Origin of the sequence: Winogradskyella sp. (assembly GCF_028282165.1) — a bacterium.
In the GTDB taxonomy this organism is placed as follows: Bacteria; Bacteroidota; Bacteroidia; order Flavobacteriales; family Flavobacteriaceae; genus Winogradskyella.
Genome location: NZ_JANQIM010000005.1, coordinates 1 through 17,778, shown reverse-complemented (window position 1 = coordinate 17,778; position 17,778 = coordinate 1). Strand labels below are relative to the sequence as shown.

13 protein-coding genes and 1 other RNA gene are annotated in these 17,778 nt (G+C 35.3%); 9 read left to right on the top strand and 5 right to left on the bottom strand.

All coding sequences use genetic code 11. The features are described 5' to 3' along the window. Positions 1-95: 95 nt before the first annotated feature. Both Q0972_RS01950 and Q0972_RS01945 read left to right on the top strand, forming a co-directional pair. Positions 96-866 carry a hypothetical protein gene (locus Q0972_RS01950; RefSeq protein WP_299361910.1) on the top strand — a complete coding sequence of 257 codons (771 nt, stop codon included), beginning with the start codon at positions 96-98 and terminating at the stop codon, positions 864-866. A 29-nt stretch (positions 867-895) separates the two neighbouring features. Continuing rightward, positions 896-1,408, top strand: a complete 513-nt coding sequence (locus Q0972_RS01945) for a nuclear transport factor 2 family protein (RefSeq protein WP_299361908.1) — start codon at positions 896-898, stop codon at positions 1,406-1,408. A gap of 54 nt (positions 1,409-1,462) precedes the next feature. Here Q0972_RS01945 and rnpB read toward each other — a convergent pair. Then, an RNA gene (rnpB, locus tag Q0972_RS01940) (RNase P RNA component class A) lies at positions 1,463-1,790 on the bottom strand. Positions 1,791-1,890: 100 nt separating this feature from the next. On the opposite strand from rnpB, the gene Q0972_RS01935 reads away from it, so the two are divergent. The 6 genes from Q0972_RS01935 to Q0972_RS01910 all read left to right on the top strand — a co-directional run bounded on the left by Q0972_RS01935 (position 1,891) and on the right by Q0972_RS01910 (position 10,715). Beyond that, positions 1,891-3,618 carry a DNA polymerase III subunit gamma/tau gene (locus Q0972_RS01935; protein ID WP_299361906.1) on the top strand — a complete coding sequence of 576 codons (1,728 nt, stop codon included), beginning with the start codon at positions 1,891-1,893 and terminating at the stop codon, positions 3,616-3,618. A gap of 86 nt (positions 3,619-3,704) precedes the next feature. Beyond that, complete coding sequence (locus tag Q0972_RS01930; RefSeq protein WP_299361904.1) at positions 3,705-5,270, top strand: VCBS repeat-containing protein; 1,566 nt, start codon at positions 3,705-3,707, stop codon at positions 5,268-5,270. A 325-nt stretch (positions 5,271-5,595) separates the two neighbouring features. Next, complete coding sequence (locus Q0972_RS01925) at positions 5,596-7,440, top strand: alkaline phosphatase PhoX (RefSeq protein ID WP_299361902.1); 1,845 nt, start codon at positions 5,596-5,598, stop codon at positions 7,438-7,440. Between the two features lie 69 nt (positions 7,441-7,509). Then, positions 7,510-9,471, top strand: a complete 1,962-nt coding sequence (locus Q0972_RS01920) for a cytochrome c peroxidase (RefSeq protein WP_299361900.1) — start codon at positions 7,510-7,512, stop codon at positions 9,469-9,471. An 82-nt stretch (positions 9,472-9,553) separates the two neighbouring features. Continuing rightward, positions 9,554-10,132 (top strand): hypothetical protein, encoded by a 579-nt coding sequence (locus Q0972_RS01915; RefSeq protein ID WP_299361897.1) that lies wholly within the window; start codon positions 9,554-9,556, stop codon positions 10,130-10,132. A gap of 1 nt (position 10,133) precedes the next feature. Further along, a complete protein-coding gene (locus Q0972_RS01910) occupies positions 10,134-10,715 on the top strand; it encodes a tRNA-(ms[2]io[6]A)-hydroxylase (protein WP_299361894.1) in 582 nt (193 codons plus the stop codon). A 54-nt stretch (positions 10,716-10,769) separates the two neighbouring features. Here Q0972_RS01910 and Q0972_RS01905 read toward each other — a convergent pair whose 3' ends face one another. The 4 genes from Q0972_RS01905 to Q0972_RS01890 all read right to left on the bottom strand — a co-directional run bounded on the left by Q0972_RS01905 (position 10,770) and on the right by Q0972_RS01890 (position 14,853). Continuing rightward, on the bottom strand, positions 10,770-11,300 hold the full coding sequence (locus tag Q0972_RS01905) for a porin family protein (protein ID WP_299361892.1): 531 nt from the start codon (positions 11,298-11,300) through the stop codon (positions 10,770-10,772). A gap of 106 nt (positions 11,301-11,406) precedes the next feature. Next, the gene (locus Q0972_RS01900; RefSeq protein ID WP_299361890.1) at positions 11,407-12,312 is read right to left on the bottom strand and encodes a Ppx/GppA phosphatase family protein; all 906 of its coding nucleotides are present in this window, start codon (positions 12,310-12,312) and stop codon (positions 11,407-11,409) included. A 1-nt stretch (position 12,313) separates the two neighbouring features. Further along, positions 12,314-14,368 carry a polyphosphate kinase 1 gene (ppk1, locus tag Q0972_RS01895; protein WP_299361888.1) on the bottom strand — a complete coding sequence of 685 codons (2,055 nt, stop codon included), beginning with the start codon at positions 14,366-14,368 and terminating at the stop codon, positions 12,314-12,316. After that, complete coding sequence (locus Q0972_RS01890; RefSeq protein WP_299361885.1) at positions 14,365-14,853, bottom strand: histidine phosphatase family protein; 489 nt, start codon at positions 14,851-14,853, stop codon at positions 14,365-14,367. The genes ppk1 and Q0972_RS01890 overlap by 4 nt, the downstream gene beginning before the upstream one ends. A gap of 328 nt (positions 14,854-15,181) precedes the next feature. Between Q0972_RS01890 and Q0972_RS01885 the strand changes: the two genes are divergently transcribed. Continuing rightward, a partial coding sequence (locus Q0972_RS01885; protein WP_299361883.1) for an Ig-like domain-containing protein occupies positions 15,182-17,778 on the top strand: 2,597 nt, incomplete at its 3' end.

The following is a 17,778-nucleotide window of genomic DNA, read 5'->3' as shown; positions in this document are numbered from 1 at the left end:
AGCCTTGCAGAGATTCCCTGCACAATTTCTACACATGTTTTTGTCTATTTTTTGAAATGGTTATTTAAGCTATTAACCACAAAAACCAATTAATTATGAAAATTCTCAAAAGAGGGGCACTCGCCCTGTTTATTGCCGTATTTGCAATTAACATCTCCAACTCACAAGAAGAACAACCTACTATGTTTTTAGTACATACTGACAACGTAAAGTTTGAAATGATGCCCAAATACGAAGAACTTTCGCTTAAATTTAAAACCCTATGTGAAGAAAATGATATCAAGGATCTAAACTGGACCACGATAAGCGTTGAAGATGGACGTTATGTTTATGCCATACCCATTAAGAACATGGCTGAATTAGACAAAAATCACATGGAAGAAATGGAAAAAAAGGTCGGCGAAGATAAAATGGACCAGATGTTTAATGAGTTTGATAAATGTTATGATTCTTATAGCAGTGAAATAATTCATTTTAAATCAGAATTGTCTTATATGCCAGAAGGCTATAGTACAACAGGGAAAAACCAAAGAGAGTACCACTTTCTATATTACCCACCAAAGAACGGTAAGGCCATGAAGGAAGCTATGGCTAAGGTAAAAGAAATGTTCAAGACCAAAGGCATAAAAAATGGTTACGAGGTGTACCACAGCGGTTTTGGCAGTGAAGGAAGTTATTATATGGTAGCAATAGCTGGAACGTCCGACATGGAGATTGCGCAAGAAGGAGAAGAGAATGATAAACTACTCGGTGATGAAAAAGATGCCGTATTTTGGGAAGTTATTAAGCTAACCTCCAAGTACGACCAGGTTGAAGCCAATATTAGACCAGATCTAAGCTATTGGCCAGCTACAGAAGGTAAATAGGTTCTAAAATTTCAACCAAAAAAATCAATATGAAGAATTTATTACCATTAATAATACTTGTATTACTTATTACCTCTTGTGAGGAACGTAAGCAACGTTATTTTGCTGAATCTGAAGAGACTAAAACATTAGAAGCAGGAATTATCGCTTATGAAAGTGGCGATTGGGATAAATGGAAAAATCACTTTGCTGATACAGCAAAAATTTATGTGAATTCTAAAGAACCTATAACCTTAGATGCAAGGCTAAAGGACTTATCGTCAATGACTGAAGCATTTTCCTCTTATGGTTTTAATAAAGACAAAGACCATATAGAAATGGTACTAGATAAAATGGACGAAACTTGGGTCTATTATTGGGGACAACATTATGGAACTCTTGTCAATGGAACTGAACTATCAATTCCGGTACACCTAGCTGTTCAGTTTGTTGATGGGAAAATAATAGCTGAGCACATTTATTTTGATGGTACCGAAATGTACGCAGCTATGAATGCAATGCAAGCCGAAACTGATTCAGAAACTGAAGAAGCAGAAAATTAGAGTTGGTATGTTTTTGAAACAACAAAAAACCTTCTGTGAGTCAGAAGGTTTTTTTATGTAAGCAAATCTATAAGCCGAATTCTGTTCATCCCGAACTTGTATAACAAGTTCAAAACTACCTTATCATTTATCTGCGTTTACTGTTACCAGCAAACTTTAGCTGCCTACCCTCCAACAATCGGACGTGCAGCCCTCAACGTTGGTTTACATGACATTGCACCACATAGAGTTTACCCGATTTCACTACAGCATTACCTGTACATACTTTCTGTTGCACTTTTCCTAGCCTCTCGACTGGTGGCCGTTAGCCACTATATTGCACTATGGTGTTCGGACTTTCCTCGATGACATTTATCGTCATCGCGATAAGGCGATCTACTAATGGCAAAAGTACACAAATTGTTAATAACTCCTATTAAGTTTTAAGCTTGTTAAATGGCTATTTTAAGGTTATTCTTAAATTTGTAATTCAGCAAATTTAGATGGAGCACTTCGTAGTATCAGCACGCAAATACAGACCACAAACCTTTAAGGATGTTGTAGGGCAGAAAGCCATTACTAATACTTTGTTGAATGCCATTGAAAACAATCATTTGGCACAAGCTTTACTATTTACAGGACCAAGAGGTGTCGGTAAAACAACCTGTGCACGTATTCTTGCAAAAATGATCAATAGCGATGGTAACACCAGTGAAGATGAAGATTTTGCCTTTAATATTTTTGAGTTAGATGCCGCTTCTAATAACTCAGTTGATGACATTAGGAACTTAACCGATCAGGTTAGAATTCCGCCACAAGTCGGCAAATATAAAGTGTATATTATCGATGAAGTGCATATGTTATCCCAGGCAGCTTTTAATGCTTTCTTAAAAACTTTAGAAGAACCACCAAAGCATTGCATCTTTATATTAGCTACTACTGAGAAACATAAGATTATTCCAACCATCTTATCGCGCTGTCAGATTTTTGATTTTAAACGTATAACAGTTAAGGATGCCAAGGAGTATCTAAAATACATTGCTAAAGAACAAGGTATTACCGCAGAAGACGATGCCTTGCATATCATTGCCCAAAAAGCCGATGGTGCCATGCGTGATGCATTGTCTATTTTTGATAGAGTGGTCAGTTTTTCGGGCAAAAATCTTACCAGACAGGCCGTAACAGAGAATTTGAATGTATTGGATTATGAAACTTATTTTGAAAGTACAGATTTAATACTCGAGAACAACATCCCTGATTTATTGGTACAATTCAATTCAATTTTGTCAAAAGGTTTTGACGGCCATCACTATATAGCAGGTTTGGCATCGCATTTTAGGGATCTCATGGTTTGCAAAAATCAAGCTACGATCGACTTACTCGAAGTTGGTGAAGAAACCAAACAAAAATACGTAGAGCAATGTCTAAAGACATCCAATACTTTTCTGATGAAAGGCATCCAACTTGCTAACGATTGCGACTTAAAATATAAAACAAGTAAAAATCAACGCTTATTAGTTGAGCTAACACTTATGCAATTGGCCTCTATCACTTATGATGGAGAAAAAAAAAACAGTAAGCATTTCATAATTCCACCATCTTATTTTAAGGAGAAAGGCATCACACCTGTTCCTGTTAAAAAAATAAAGGAAACGACATATGATAATACCTCTGCCCAAGCCATAGTTAATGAAAAAATTTCCAAAAAAGAGTCAGTCACAGTAGTAGCTGAACCTGTAGTGATTCCTAAGATTTCCATTGATAAAGCAAAAAAATCTACTTCGGGACTGTCATTAAAAAGCATTAAAGAAAAGAAAGAACATCAGATACGCCAGTTAGACGTAGTCATTGATGAAGAGAATCTGCCAAAAGAGCCAGTTACTCAAGAAGCATTAACCGATGCATGGAATGCCTATGCAGCGACAATGGATAAAAAAGGTGAGAAAATCCTAGCTTCAATTCTTCATATGGCCGAACCAAAATTAAGAGATACTACCATTCACCTCAGTTACTCTAACAATACAAATAAAATAGAGCTAGAACGTGCCCAATACCCGCTTCTATCGTATTTGCGTAAAACTTTAAAAAATTTCGACTTGCATCTTGAAATTACTGTTAATGAAGAAATCGCAAAAAAATACGCATTCACACCTCAAGAGAAATACGAAAAACTGAAGGAGAAAAACCCAAACATTGAATTACTCAAAAAAACATTTGGCTTAGACCTCTAGATATTATAATAGTTTTTTTTCATTACCGTAACAAAATCATAACAATCATAAATTGTTAACATTATCTGTTTTTTTGATATTAACATATGAAAAAAAACTACTCCTTTCTATTAGCAATTATATGTTGCACCATTATTTCTTGTAAAAATGATTCTAACTATTCAAATCAAGATCCCAATAATGAATCTGAGATTGTAACAAATGACATCAATATGTCAGAAGGTAAGAAATTATCTAAGATATATTGTGGAGTTTGCCATGAGTATCCAGAACCTGAGTTATTAGATGTAGACACATGGAAAAACTATATGTTACCAAGAATGGGCCATATGTTTGGTATCTATAAAACAAATGAAGAGTACGACGCACTTTTTGAAAAAAATGAAGGTGGAGAAATTGTAAAGGCAAGTGGTTTATTTCCAAGTACAAGAACGCTCGACAGTTTATCGTGGGATAAGATTCAACAATACTATCTCAATAATGCACCTAAAAAACTCGAATTACCGCCTAAAAAAGAGATTACCAAACAGCTATCACAATTCACTACGATTATTCCCGATCAAAAAGTACAAATGCCAAGTTCTACAATGGCGCAATTCTCTGGGTCGGGGCAAATCTATTTAGGAGATGCTGCAACAAGAAGTTTCTCAATTTTTTCTAGTCAACTCAAATTACTCACAACAGGAAATGTACAAGAAGGAGCAGTAAGTATATATGATGGTAAGGATGCCTTTTGGCTTACTGTTATGGGCAGCTTCTCGCCTACCGATGAACCTCGAGGCCTTATAGCCACACTGTCAAAATCGCCTGGTGTTAAATCATCTGTTCCAATAAAAAGATTACAGCGTCCCGTACATAGTGATTATGGCGACTTAAATGGAGATGGCACTATGGATATTGTTGTTTCTGAGTTTGGGAAATGGACTGGAGCACTTTCTGTTTTTATAAATAACCAAGGTAATTACACAAAGAAAGTTTTACTTGCAACACCTGGTGCTATTAAATCGTATATGAAAGACATGAACAATGATGGTCATTTAGATATCGTTGCTCTTTTTGCGCAAGGTGCTGAAGGCATTGACATCTATTATAATGATGGTAAGGCTAACTTTGAACGCAAACGTGTTCTAAAATTTTCCCCATCAATGGGAGGAAGTTTTATGAATTTAATTGACTTTAATGATGATGGGCATTTAGATATCCTTTATACCGCGGGTGACAATGCAGATTATAAACCCGTAATGAAACCATGGCATGGTGTATACATATTTGTAAACGATGGAAAAAATAATTTTAAGCAAGAACTCTTTATTCACCACAATGGCGCCTATAATGCTATTGTAGAAGACTTTGATGGAGATGGTGACAAAGATATTGCTGCCATTTCTTTTTTTCCTGATTGGGTAAATACGCCTGAAGAAAGTTTTGTATACTATCAAAACAATGGCAATTCTACCTTTGAGAACTTTACCTTTCCTGAAGTTAATAAAGGCCGTTGGGTAGTAATGCACTCCTCTGATTATGATAAAGATGGTGATAAAGATTTAATTCTTGGCTCATTGGCATTTGAAGTAGTGCCAAAACTTGGCTATGTTGAACAATGGATAAAAGACGGTATTCCTTTTATCATTTTAAACAACAAAAAGTATTAATATGCTGTTTATAATACTTCTAAATAATTATTTTTCAATCAACAACTTTAGCACGATTTTTTTTTGGCATCACAACTTCGCTTCAGAAACTCCCTTATAAAATCACTACTTTCTAAATAGAGCTAAAAATTATCCTACAAAGCATACATTATCAAAATGTAAATTAACAATGCAATTCCTCCCTTATTTGGTAATGATTAAAAAACATACTTAATGTTTAGTTAGCAATTATTTTAAATAGCATTTAATCTGCCTTTACAATGCACAAGTAATTTTATCTCAAATTATTTAACCAAAAAACCTTTAATCTTTAAAAAAATTAACAATGAAACGTAGATTACTTGCTTTTCTAGCGTGTGCAATTGGATTGGTATCTGTTGCACAGAGCGAATTCCCAATGTCAGTCGACACTGACTGGACTGCTACTTCTGTAGTAGTACCTCCATCACCATTCCAGTACCAAGTTCTTTTTGTAGGAGCTGCCGATATGGTTCAAACTGGTATCAATGAAGAAGTGCCTGCTAAACAATGGCACGATTTTATTGGATTTACACCATTAACAGCAGAAGATTGTGTTGATGATGCCAATGCCATTGGTTGGGTGTCTGTGAACCATGAAATGATCTTGGCCGATGATAAAATCGGTGATGGTGGTGGAATGACTGTCTTTTTATTAGGTAGAGATCCAGGCGATGATTCTCTTTATGTTATCCCTCAAACTTTGACTGATGGTCGTCAAGGAGATTTCTTTAACGTAGATTTCGCTAACGTTGGGGAAACTGGTATGAACTGTGGTGGAATCAACTCTAACGTTGATGGTCGTATCTGGACAGCCGAAGAATGGTTCAGAGCTGATAACGATGCTATTTTCCAAGGTGGAAATGGTGTAAGAGATCTTAGTGATTATACCATTAAATATACAGAATTTGAAATGGCAAATTTCCAAACGATCCCTAAGTATCAAAACTTTAACTGGATGGTAGAAATCGACCCAAGAGGTGCTAAAGCTATCCGTAAGCAGTACAATTGGGGACGTCAGCCTTTTGAGGGTGGTACTATCGCTAACGACAACCAAACCGTATACATGGGTGCAGATTCTACACCAGGTCTTTTTACTAAGTTCGTTGCTGATACACCAGGTGATTTTACAATCGGAACTACCTATGTCTACAAGCACGACAATGCAGGTGGTGACCCATGGGTAGAAATTGATAATACCGACTTTTCTACAATGTTAAACTATACTGGTACGGCAATAGCTGCCGGAGCAACTATGTTCAACCGTTTAGAGTGGGTAACTATCGATAAAAATACTGGTAAAATTTATATGACAGAAACCGGTAGAGACAATCCTGCATCCCGTTGGTCAGATGATGCTATGGCTGGTGGTGTTTACGCACCACACCATATTCAACGTGCAACGGATCAAGGAGCTACTGGCCCAGATGATGATAACTATTGGGATTACTATGGACGTATCCTAGAATATGATCCTGCAACTGGTGACGTTACTATTTTTGTTGAAGGTGGACCTTACTTTGCTAATAGTCCAGATTTAGCTAGTTACCCAACCAAGCACCTTTCAAATCCTGATGGTTTAAATATGTTATATGTAAACGTAGGCGGAGTAGATAAGACTTACATGCTTATTAATGAGGATTTAAATGGTACATCTTACGGTAGAACTCCAGATGGAATTTCAGATCGTATGTGCGAAATGTACCTATTAGATATGGAAGTTGCTTCTCCAACAATCGATGACTTAGTTCGTTTAACGCAAACGCCTAGAGGTGCAGAAATTACTGGTGCATGTGCTACGATAGATGGAAAGTCTGTATTGGTAAATTCTCAACATCCTGCGGATACAAATCCATTCCCTTACAATAATTCTTTAACGTTTGCAATTACAGGGTTCGATGACCCAAGTGCACTTGCAACTTTATCAAATAGAGACTTTGATAACACAGGAGATAGATTTAGTGTTTATCCAAATCCAACTGAGCGTATCATTTACTTAAGTGAAACAACCGATTTAGCATTGTATGACATTACTGGTAAGCGTATCGGTGTATATCGTAATGTAAGTTCAATTGATATTACTGGATTACAGACTGGTACTTATCTATTGAAAACAAAAGATGGCCATACAAGAAAAGTCATCATAAAATAATATTCAAAATTTTTAAAAGCCAGATGCAAATTGCGTCTGGCTTTTATCTTTTATTCCATCTTATTTATCATGAAGATCAATACCCACATAATATCTACAGGTTTATTATTTGGCTTCATATATCTTTTATTCATTCAGTGGTCAAATTCAAGCTTCAAAAGCCTTAATAATTATAGTCCCAAAGCTATCGGTCACATAAATACCAAGTTTAAAGAAGACTTAAATGATTTGGTAAAATCTACAATAGATTTTAGAACAACTGTTGAAGATTTTATAAATCAGGAAAAATCAGACGAAACTTTGTTGAGCGAATACCGATTATTGCGCGACCAATTTAAAAAGGTAGAATTTTTTATTGAGTATATAGATAAAGAAGCTTATGATAAAATCATAAATGGTGCACCTTTGCCAAAATTAGAGAAAAAAGTAGCAGACATTACTGTACTACAACCGCATGGTTTTCAGGTAGTTGATGAAATAATAGGTGGTGAAAGTTTATCCACTTCTGAGACCAAACAAGAACTCTTAAAGGAGGTAAAAATCTTAGAATCTAATGTTGAGAAAATGCATGCATTCTTAAAAGCTAGGAGAATTACAGATCGGCAGTTTTTTGAGGCAGCTCGAATGGGAATTATCCGCTTAGCGACTTTAGGGACAACTGGTTTTGATACACCTGGTACACTACAAGGCATAGAAGACACTGCTGTGGTCCTCGATATTTTAAATGAATATCTAAATCTATATAAGCCTGAATTGAAAAATGTTAAACGAATGGATTTGTTAAAAACATCAAATTCATTATTTAAAAAAGGTTTGAAATTCACCAAAAATGAAGACTTCGATAGTTTCAATAGACTAATCTTCATAAAGGAGTTTATTAATCCAGCCTATAAAACCATAAAAGATATTCATTTGGCTCTAGGTTATGAAACCATTGATGAGGTATCACGCTTTATACAAGCTGTAAACTACAAGGCTGAGAACTTATTCGATTCTGATTTTCTTAATTCATTTTTTTATGTAAGTCTACAAAATGATAGTACCTACAATGCTAAGGCCGAATTGGGAAAACTTCTGTTTTACGACCCAATGCTATCTCAAAACAACGAGATGTCATGTGCTACATGCCATGACCCAAACAAAGGATTTACTGATGGTAAAACGCTGAGCATTTCAAATACGGGCAATCCTTTAAAGCGAAATGCCATGACATTAAACTATTCTGTATACGCCATGAGCTTCTTCCATGATTTAAGAGCAAAAAATCTCGAAAATCAATTTGAGCACGTTGTTGTTAGTGATGATGAGTTTAATACCTCTTACAAAGAAATCATCAAAAAAATAAATTATAGTAGCACCTATAAAGCATTATTCACAAAAGCCTTTCCAGAAATTAAAACACGAGAAATAAGGTCTAACGACATAGATTATGCATTAGCTGCCTATGTGATGAAGCTAAACATGTTTGACAGTCCTATTGACAAATTTTTCCAAAATGAAATAACGGAATTACCTGAATCTATAGAAAGAGGCTTTAATTTATTTGCTGGCAAGGCTGCTTGTGCAACTTGCCATTTTGTACCATTGTTTTCAGGAAATTTACCTCCCTTGTTTATGGACAGCGAGGCCGAAGTCTTAGGTGTACCCGAAAACAAAGAAGAGCCTTGGGTCTTAGATGATGACCTTGGAAGAGTTGGTAATGGAGTTACACAAGATAAAGCAACATTCTATGAAGCGGCCTTTAAAACTCCTACAATTAGAAATATAGAGCTAACAGGCCCTTACATGCATAATGGTGTTTTTGATACATTAGAGGAGGTTATGGACTTTTACAACAAAGGTGGTGGTGCCGGTGGTGGTATGGATTTAGAGCATCAAACACTAGCTAGCGATCCGCTTAACCTTACTGATAAGGAAATTGAAGACATCATTGCCTTTATGAAAGCCCTTACGGACACCAAAAAATTTCAACAGCCAGAAGAGTTACCAAGAGATTTCGAAAATGAAACCATAAACAAAAGAAGCTTTTAACTCTTCATTTTAAAGTTAAAATAAATTAAATACTCCTATATTTTGCATTTAAAGAATATCTTTGAATAGGTATTAAATGCATATGAGAAATATTTTTTTCATCTTACTTCTGTTGGTTGTTGCTATAACAAGTTGCGATGGTCGAAAAACTAAAAGTCAGGCACTTTTAGAAGACATCGAGGAATTCAAAAAAGAGGTGACTGCTGAAATTCCAGTTTACCAACCAGAATCCTACGTAGAGCGAGAAGTCGACACCTTGCTCCATAACGGTTATAGAGTAAGTATAAAGACATATTCTGATATGGAAGAGAGTGTTCTTTTTACTAAAATCAAGGATACGATTAACTATCACACTTATTACCGAAATTTTAAATTCAACATCATCATCGAAAAAAATGGCAATCGTATTTTCGATGAACAATTTAATAAAAAACGTATGAACAAGCTTTTGGAGTATAATACCACTACGCTATCTGAGTTAAGGGGTTTTGATCAACTTAGTGTTCTTAAATCCATTGAGTTGAATAAGAATCTACCAAATTCTGAAAATATCGAAATAGACATTATCTATGCCATTCCCAATACTGATAGGATTTCTTTTCATATAATGTCCATTAACGAAAAAGGAATAATGAATATAGAACGAAAATATATTAATTAAAATGCTAGGGCTTAAACTACCTACCGACCCAAGATGGGTAAATATCGTAGAGAAAAATATTGAGGATATCTTAACCGATCATGCCTACTGCGAACAAAAGGCAGCGAGTACAGCCATTTCACTAATCGTTAGTTTCCCTGAATATACCGAACTCGTTGAAGAAATGATCGATTTGGTAAATGAAGAGATGAGCCATTTTAAAATGGTTCACGATCTCATTTTAGAACGCGGTTGGATACTCGGCAGAGACCGCAAAGATGATTATGTGATAGCGCTTTTAAAGTTTTTCCCAAAAGGAGGAAGTAGAACTACGCAACTTGTACATCGGCTTTTGTATGCAGCATTGATAGAGGCTCGTAGTTGTGAACGCTTTAGATTATTGTCTGAAGAACTCGAAGATAAAAAACTAGCGAAATTCTATAGAAAACTCATGATTAGCGAAGCGAGCCATTATACCATGTTTTTAAATTTTGCCAGAAAATATGGAGACCGTAATGAAGTAGATGAAAAATGGCAACAACTCCTCGATTATGAAGCAAACATCATGAAAAATTTAGGAAAAAAGGAAACTATTCACGGATAAAAAAAGGCTTCAATATTTTGAAGCCTTTTTACTAAATTATATAGCTTTATCGAGCTAAATCTTTATACCAAATCCAAATTGTATGACATGGTTTCTAGCTTCAGAATCTGTTAAATCCTCATCGAGAATGTTCGTTAAGCCAATTGAATATCGTGCATCGATAAACAATTCGTCTGTTATCATGTATTCTGCTCCAAGAACACCAGAAAAGGCAAAGGTTGAGAAGCCGTCATTGTTCTGCCAAGTCTTTAACGAGATTTGTGGCCCAGCTCCAAAGGACAATCGATCAGACACCGATAACTTGAGCATAATTGGCATTTGTATGTAATCTGCCCTAATATCTTCGTCTTTTCCTCCCTCAGCAGACCATTGTAATTCAGTGTGTAGGGACAATTCTTCGGTAAATCCAAAATCGACAAACCCAGCAAAAGCGAAACCATTGCGATGCTTATTCTCAAAATTAGCATCAGGGTCAAAATCCAAGTTAGAGATATTGAGTGCACCTCTAACACCATATCTTATCTCCTGAGAGATACCTATTGTTGCAAAACATGCAAATAGAGCAGTAAGTAAAAGTTTTTTCATAATCATCAATTTGAGACAGTGAATATAGTTTAAAATCTAATTTCAGGGTAAATGTATAGATTTTTGTAACAATAAATTAGTTCAACTGTAATATTCTATGTCATAATCATACGGTTACACTAGATACGGTTTCGTAATAAATGCTTTTAATAATACCATCCGACAGACCAATCTTGGGGACATAAATATCTTTGGCTCCACTCCATTTCATAGCAGATAAATATATACGTGTTGCAGGAATGATAACATCTGCCCTATCCTGATTAAGATCTAATTGAGTAATTCGTTCCTCGTAAGTATAACTTTGAAGTGTTTTGTAATAGTTACTTAAATAAAAGTAAGTTAGTGGCTTTCCTAAATCCTTTCCGGATATTTTAAAAATCTTATTAATGTTACCTCCAGACCCTATGAGTTCAATCTTATAGTAGTCTTTTGTGTTTTTCTTTATCCAAGTTTCTAACTCTTTCCAGGTTTCGTTTTTAACTATATCATTCAACAACCTTACTGTACCTATCCTAAAGGATTTAGAATTTACTTTATTGCCATTATGGATTATTGAAAACTCTGTACTTCCACCTCCAACATCAACATAGAGATATGTTCTATTAGGATCAATAAATGTGTTCAAATCTGTTTCTGCAATAATAGCTGCCTCTTCCTCGCCGTCAATAATGTCTATATTGATACCGCTCGTATCAACAATTGTCTTTGTGAGCGGAATACTGTTATTGGCTTCTCGCATTGCAGATGTGGCACAAGCTTTATAGCGCACAACCCCATGGGATTTCATTAACAAACTAAATGCCATCATAGTATCTACCATACGCTGTTGGTTGTATTCTGATATTTCACCATTAATAAAAACATCTGCACCTAACCTAATTGGTACGCGCACTAATGAATTCTTCTTAAAAACTGCGGGTTTATCGTCCTCTTCAATGATATTTGATATTAGCAATCTTACAGCGTTAGATCCAATATCTATAGCTGCGTATTTCTGTATCTTCAGCATTTTATCCTTTTAACTTATTTAAATAGTAATTATATGTTTCGAATTGTGCCCTAACTTTAGGTTGATCATTTCTGCGATAGGTATTGTCTTGTTTTTCATTAATATAACGTGCTTTTACATTATCACTCCAACAGATATCATAAAGGTCTAGCAATTCCTTTTTAATATCTTCATCATAAATTGGACAGCTCACTTCTACCCTATTATCTATATTCCTAGTCATCCAGTCTGCAGAAGATATAAATATTTTAGGCTTATCATCATTAGCAAAAATATATAATCGCGTATGCTCTAAGAATTTATCAATAATACTAATCACCTCAATATTCTCGCTCATTCCCTCAACACCTGGCACCAAACAACATAAACCTCTAACAATCATCTGTATTTTTACACCTGCTCTACTAGCTTCGTATAGTTTGTCGACCATTTTATAGCTGCTTATACTATTCATTTTCAATTTAATATAAGCTGGTTTACCTCTTTTTACATTTTCGATTTCATTATCTATGAGTGCAAACAACTTTGTTTGGGTATAATGAGGAGATGTAATAATATGCTTATATCTATGAACAACATAATTGACTTCAAAAAAATTGAAAACTTTGTTTACATCCTTAAGTATTTTTGAGTTTGAAGTTAATAATGTGAAATCGGTATAAATTTTGGCGGTAGATTCATTAAAGTTACCTGTACTAATAAAACCATATCTTACAAGCTTATGTCCTTCTTCCCGTTCAATAACGCACATTTTACAGTGTACCTTTAAGCCAGTAACGCCAAAAAGCATGTTTACACCTGCATCTTGCATCTGTTCAGCATAATTGATATTTGCCTCTTCGTCAAAACGAGCTCTGAGCTCAATAGAAACGGTTACTTCTTTACCATTTTTGGCCGCATTAATTAGTGAACTGGCAACGTGAGAAATTTTAGCAAGCCTGTATATGGTAATCTTAATAGTTTTTACATCAGGATCTAATGCCGCCTCGCGCAAAAACTCAACGATGTATGAAAACCTATGATATGGAGTATAGACTAAATAATCTTTCTTAGCTATGGTCTTAAATATACTTTCCTTGAAACTTAATCCCTTTACCGGTAATGGTTTAATCTTTTTGTACAATAAATCAGTTCTTCCTAAGCTCGGAAAGTCCATATAGTCCCTTCGATTATGATAACGACCTCCAGGTATAATACTATCCTTAGAGTCAATAGCCATACGTTGAAGAAGAAAACTCAAGGTTTCTTGGTCTATACTTTTATCATAAACAAAACGTACTGGATCACCACTTTTTCGCCCTTTAACACTTCGTGATAGCTTATCTACAAAACTCTTGCTCAAATCACTATCAAAATCAAGCTCACCATCTCTGGTAATCTTAATCATATGCGCCGTGATTTCATCATAACTAAAGATGTTAAAAATATCATCTAAACAATGCCTAATTAAATCATCGACCATAATTATGTAATTAGAATCGCCCTTACTCGGCAAAACAATGAAACGATCCATTGCCTTTGATATTTCTATTAGCGCATATTGGGTTGGACCAGTTTCACTAGACATCTTTACACTAAGATAAGCTGCACTATCCTTTAGCTCAGGAATGTCAACATCCTCATTTAAAACAATAACAACCAAAGCTGGACTAATCTCCTGATAGAAATAGTTCTTTATAAAATCGTGTTGGTCAGGGTCAATGTTGGTTTCATTAATAATATGAATCTTTTCCCGTTCTAATTCTTTATTTATAGAATCTAGAATCTCAAGGCTCTCACTTTGCTGTTCTATGACAATTTTTGTAATATCTGCTAAAAGGTCACTCGCTTTTATACCTCCTAACTCACTTTTTCCACCTTTACCTGCCTCATCAATTCTTTTAATTGTAGCATATCTTACTTTAAAGAATTCATCCAAATTATTAGAAAAAATACCTAAAAACCTTAGCCGCTCTATTAAAGGGACACTATGATCTTCAGCTTCTTGAAGTACGCGAGCATTAAATTGCAACCAACTCAACTCACGATTGATGTAACTATTTTTATCTTTGGTCATTGCTTTAATTCCTTAGGAATAATTATTAGTTCCGTAGTTCCTTGTTTTAAATCTTGCCAATTATCGATGTCAAATTTAAGCTTAATTAACCCGCTGGTTGGAAGATTTTCAATAAACTTATCACCAAAAATATTAGCAATAGATGTAAAGGCATGGTTGTGTCCAAAAATCATTATACTGGTATATTCGTTTGGTAATTTTTTAACAAAACGCAGTACATTTTCACCGCCAAAATCATATAAATCATCTTCAATTGAAATAGAATTCTCTGACAAATTGAAGATACTGACAAAAATTTTACATGTTGACAATGCTCTATTAGCAGGACTAGAAAAAATCTTTTCTGGTATTTTATTAGACTTAATAAACTTATTTGCAACTAATTGGGCATCTTTTATCCCTCTTTGTTTTAAAGGCCTTTGGACATCTGAAACATCAAATTCCCAAGAGGATTTTCCATGTCTTACAAGTACGATTGATTTCATTTTAATTCGATTAAATGCATTTTTTTTCGATAAAATGTTGCATATCTCCGTTTTAACGATTATTTTGCCGCTTTAACTCTAATGTTTGTTTAAAACTTTGGTTATAACTTTTTTTGTTTCGTAAAATTAATGTAAATGACCCCAAATCAAAAATATATTAATCCATTCAAGATTTCATTTACGTTAGTAATACTTCCCTCTATTTTTTTGCAATTAACGAAACAAAAATGTTGCTTGAATTTTAAATGATCGGTAGTACCATCTATTAAGTGTATTGCCTCATACGAGATTTAGTGCATCATGGACATTATAAGTTATTATGTACAGTATGAGAAACAAATACCATTGTATTTCAGATGTAAGCATGGCCAAAACTATATTAGTAGTACTGTTGGTCGCATTACCTAGTATAATATTGGCACAGCAGTCACCATCTATACAGACAGGTGTCACTTTTCAATGGGAAGATACCCAAGCAAGTAATAATGACCCAGCCACAATTCGATCAGTTACAATCGATGGAACAGTCTATAATACTTTCGTGGTACCTACAAGCTATGAAATGACAAGGCTAGGACCTGATGGAAATGGTGTCAATAGAATTTTGCAAAATGGGGCAACAGTTGAAAATAGCAGTGCAAATCCAAGTTGGAATACTTCAGCTTTAGCTGCTTTTCAGTCGAAAAACCTAAACCATTATTTTACCTCAAACCGCAACGGTCGAAATATCTGTTTAGACTTTAATGCTGTTGAAACTACAGATGCACAAAAACAAAGTATATTTTATTCACCATCGATCCCATCTAATGAAGGTGGTGTACTTGCTGTGACCGAGCGTAATGTGAATAACTGTTACCACATTGCAATGTATGGCTCACCTGCTGGAGGTGGTCCAGAACAACTTCTTGGACAAACTTTTGTAAGACCAAACGCTGGTGCTTTGAGTGGTCCGCAATTTGGTCCCCCTAATCCTGGCACGGATTATTGGCGTACAAATAGAGTTGTAGAAAACAACGGTACTATAGGTATCGCATTATTTTACCTGAGTGATATAGTACCTACTGGATCTCGAATATCTAGAATTGAGTTTAATGCTTCTACGCGTGACCATGGTGATGGAAAGTTCTTTTTACTTCAAAAATATGCAATAGACAAGTTTGAAACCAGCTGTATAAATGAAAAGTTTAATGGTGATCTTGACTTAACTAATAATGTTCCTGACGGATCAACCTATACTTTAGTTTCTGGTCCAACTCCTGCCGGTTTATCGTTTATTTTGAATTCAGATGGATCATATGACTATGTTCCAAATAATGATTTTACAGGCAATGTTGTTTTTGAGTATGAAGTATGTCTCCCTGCGCCCAATACTTCCGTTTGTGATCGAGCAACGGTAACACTAAATTTTGTGGATTTACCACCAAATCCTGAGGCAACGATAAGCTGCGGATCTGTAAATGATGATTTCACTTTAACTGTGACAAGTCCCCTAGGTAGTGAGTTTGAGTATTCCTTAAACAATGGTCCTTATCAAACTTCAGTCGATTTTTCTGGATTAACCGAAGGTTCATATATGTTAACCGTAAGAAACAGATTTACGAGATGTCTAACGGAAAATTCAACACCTTTTATCCTTAGCAATTTAGAACTATCTGGCGGAACTACAGATGTATTATGTAATTCTGAAAGCACTGGTGCTATAGATATCACAGTATCAGGTGGAGCAACTCCATATACGTTCTTGTGGAGTAATTCAGCAACTTCTGAAGATTTGTCAAATGTTCCCGCTGGCACATATACTGTTACTGTAACTGATGCTAACGGTTGTACAATTTCAGATGATTTTACTATTAATGAACCAACAGAAATCTTATCATCAACAATAGTATCTACTACAGATGTCTTATGTAATGGTGATAATACTGGTGAGATTGACCTTTCGGTTAGTGGTGGGACGGCCCCTTATTCATATGCATGGGATAATAGTGAAACTACCCAAGATATTTCAAATTTAACTGCTGGTACTTATTCCGTTACGATAACCGATGCAAATGGATGTAGTACTACAAATCAAGCAACTATCAATGAACCAAGTGATGCATTAACAGCTTCAGTAAGCAATATCGTTAATGTTGTTTGTTCTGGAGATACGACTGGAAGTTTTACTGTGAATGCTACAAATGGTACTTCTCCTTATCAGTTCTCTATTGATAATGGTTCAACCAATCAGGCTTCTGGTTTATTTGAAAACCTTACAAACGGAACTTACACTATTTTAGTTACTGATGCTAATAATTGTACAACTACAACTGCTGCAACTATAGGAATTAATGATACAGAAGGACCACAAATATCCATTCCAAATATTATAGATTTGGAAGGGTGTTCTACTACTGATATTACAAGTGCAAATTCTGTGTTCGATTTTAATGATTCTGGTTCTAGCGATATTCAATCAGTATTTGCTTCTAATCCAAATTATAACGCATCTGATGACTTTAATATTCAAAGCATCAATTATATTGATTCTGTGACTTCGGTTAACAATTGTCCAATCACTGTATTAAGAACTTTTACAGTAACTGATAATTGTGGAAATGTGGCGACGGCAACACAAACTATAACAGTTGCGGATACAACAGACCCAACGATTAGCGTACCTGCCGATATTACCATCGAGTGTACCGAGGATGAATCCTCTGCTAATACGGGCGTGGCCACCGGTGCAGATACCTGTGGTACCGTGACCGTGACAGAATCCGATGTGGAGACCACGGCATGTGGCAATACAAAGACTATTGTAAGAACTTGGACCGTGACCGACGAGTGCGGTAATTCTGTTTCTGCCGATCAAACGATCACTGTAGTAGATACAACAGACCCAACGATTAGCGTACCTGCCGATATCACCATAGAGTGTACAGA

Excerpts from the sequence above, each read along its gene's own strand:
- Q0972_RS01950 (WP_299361910.1), top strand. The coding sequence starts at position 96 with ATGAAAATTCTCAAAAGAGGGGCACTCGCCCTGTTTATTGCCGTATTT.
- Q0972_RS01945 (WP_299361908.1), top strand. The coding sequence starts at position 896 with ATGAAGAATTTATTACCATTAATAATACTTGTATTACTTATTACCTCT.
- Q0972_RS01935 (WP_299361906.1), top strand. The coding sequence starts at position 1,891 with ATGGAGCACTTCGTAGTATCAGCACGCAAATACAGACCACAAACCTTT.
- Q0972_RS01930 (WP_299361904.1), top strand. The coding sequence starts at position 3,705 with ATGAAAAAAAACTACTCCTTTCTATTAGCAATTATATGTTGCACCATT.
- Q0972_RS01925 (WP_299361902.1), top strand. The coding sequence starts at position 5,596 with ATGAAACGTAGATTACTTGCTTTTCTAGCGTGTGCAATTGGATTGGTA.
- Q0972_RS01920 (WP_299361900.1), top strand. The coding sequence starts at position 7,510 with ATGAAGATCAATACCCACATAATATCTACAGGTTTATTATTTGGCTTC.
- Q0972_RS01915 (WP_299361897.1), top strand. The coding sequence starts at position 9,554 with ATGAGAAATATTTTTTTCATCTTACTTCTGTTGGTTGTTGCTATAACA.
- Q0972_RS01910 (WP_299361894.1), top strand. The coding sequence starts at position 10,134 with ATGCTAGGGCTTAAACTACCTACCGACCCAAGATGGGTAAATATCGTA.
- Q0972_RS01905 (WP_299361892.1), bottom strand. The coding sequence starts at position 11,300 with ATGAAAAAACTTTTACTTACTGCTCTATTTGCATGTTTTGCAACAATA.
- Q0972_RS01900 (WP_299361890.1), bottom strand. The coding sequence starts at position 12,312 with ATGCTGAAGATACAGAAATACGCAGCTATAGATATTGGATCTAACGCT.
- ppk1 (WP_299361888.1), bottom strand. The coding sequence starts at position 14,368 with ATGACCAAAGATAAAAATAGTTACATCAATCGTGAGTTGAGTTGGTTG.
- Q0972_RS01890 (WP_299361885.1), bottom strand. The coding sequence starts at position 14,853 with ATGAAATCAATCGTACTTGTAAGACATGGAAAATCCTCTTGGGAATTT.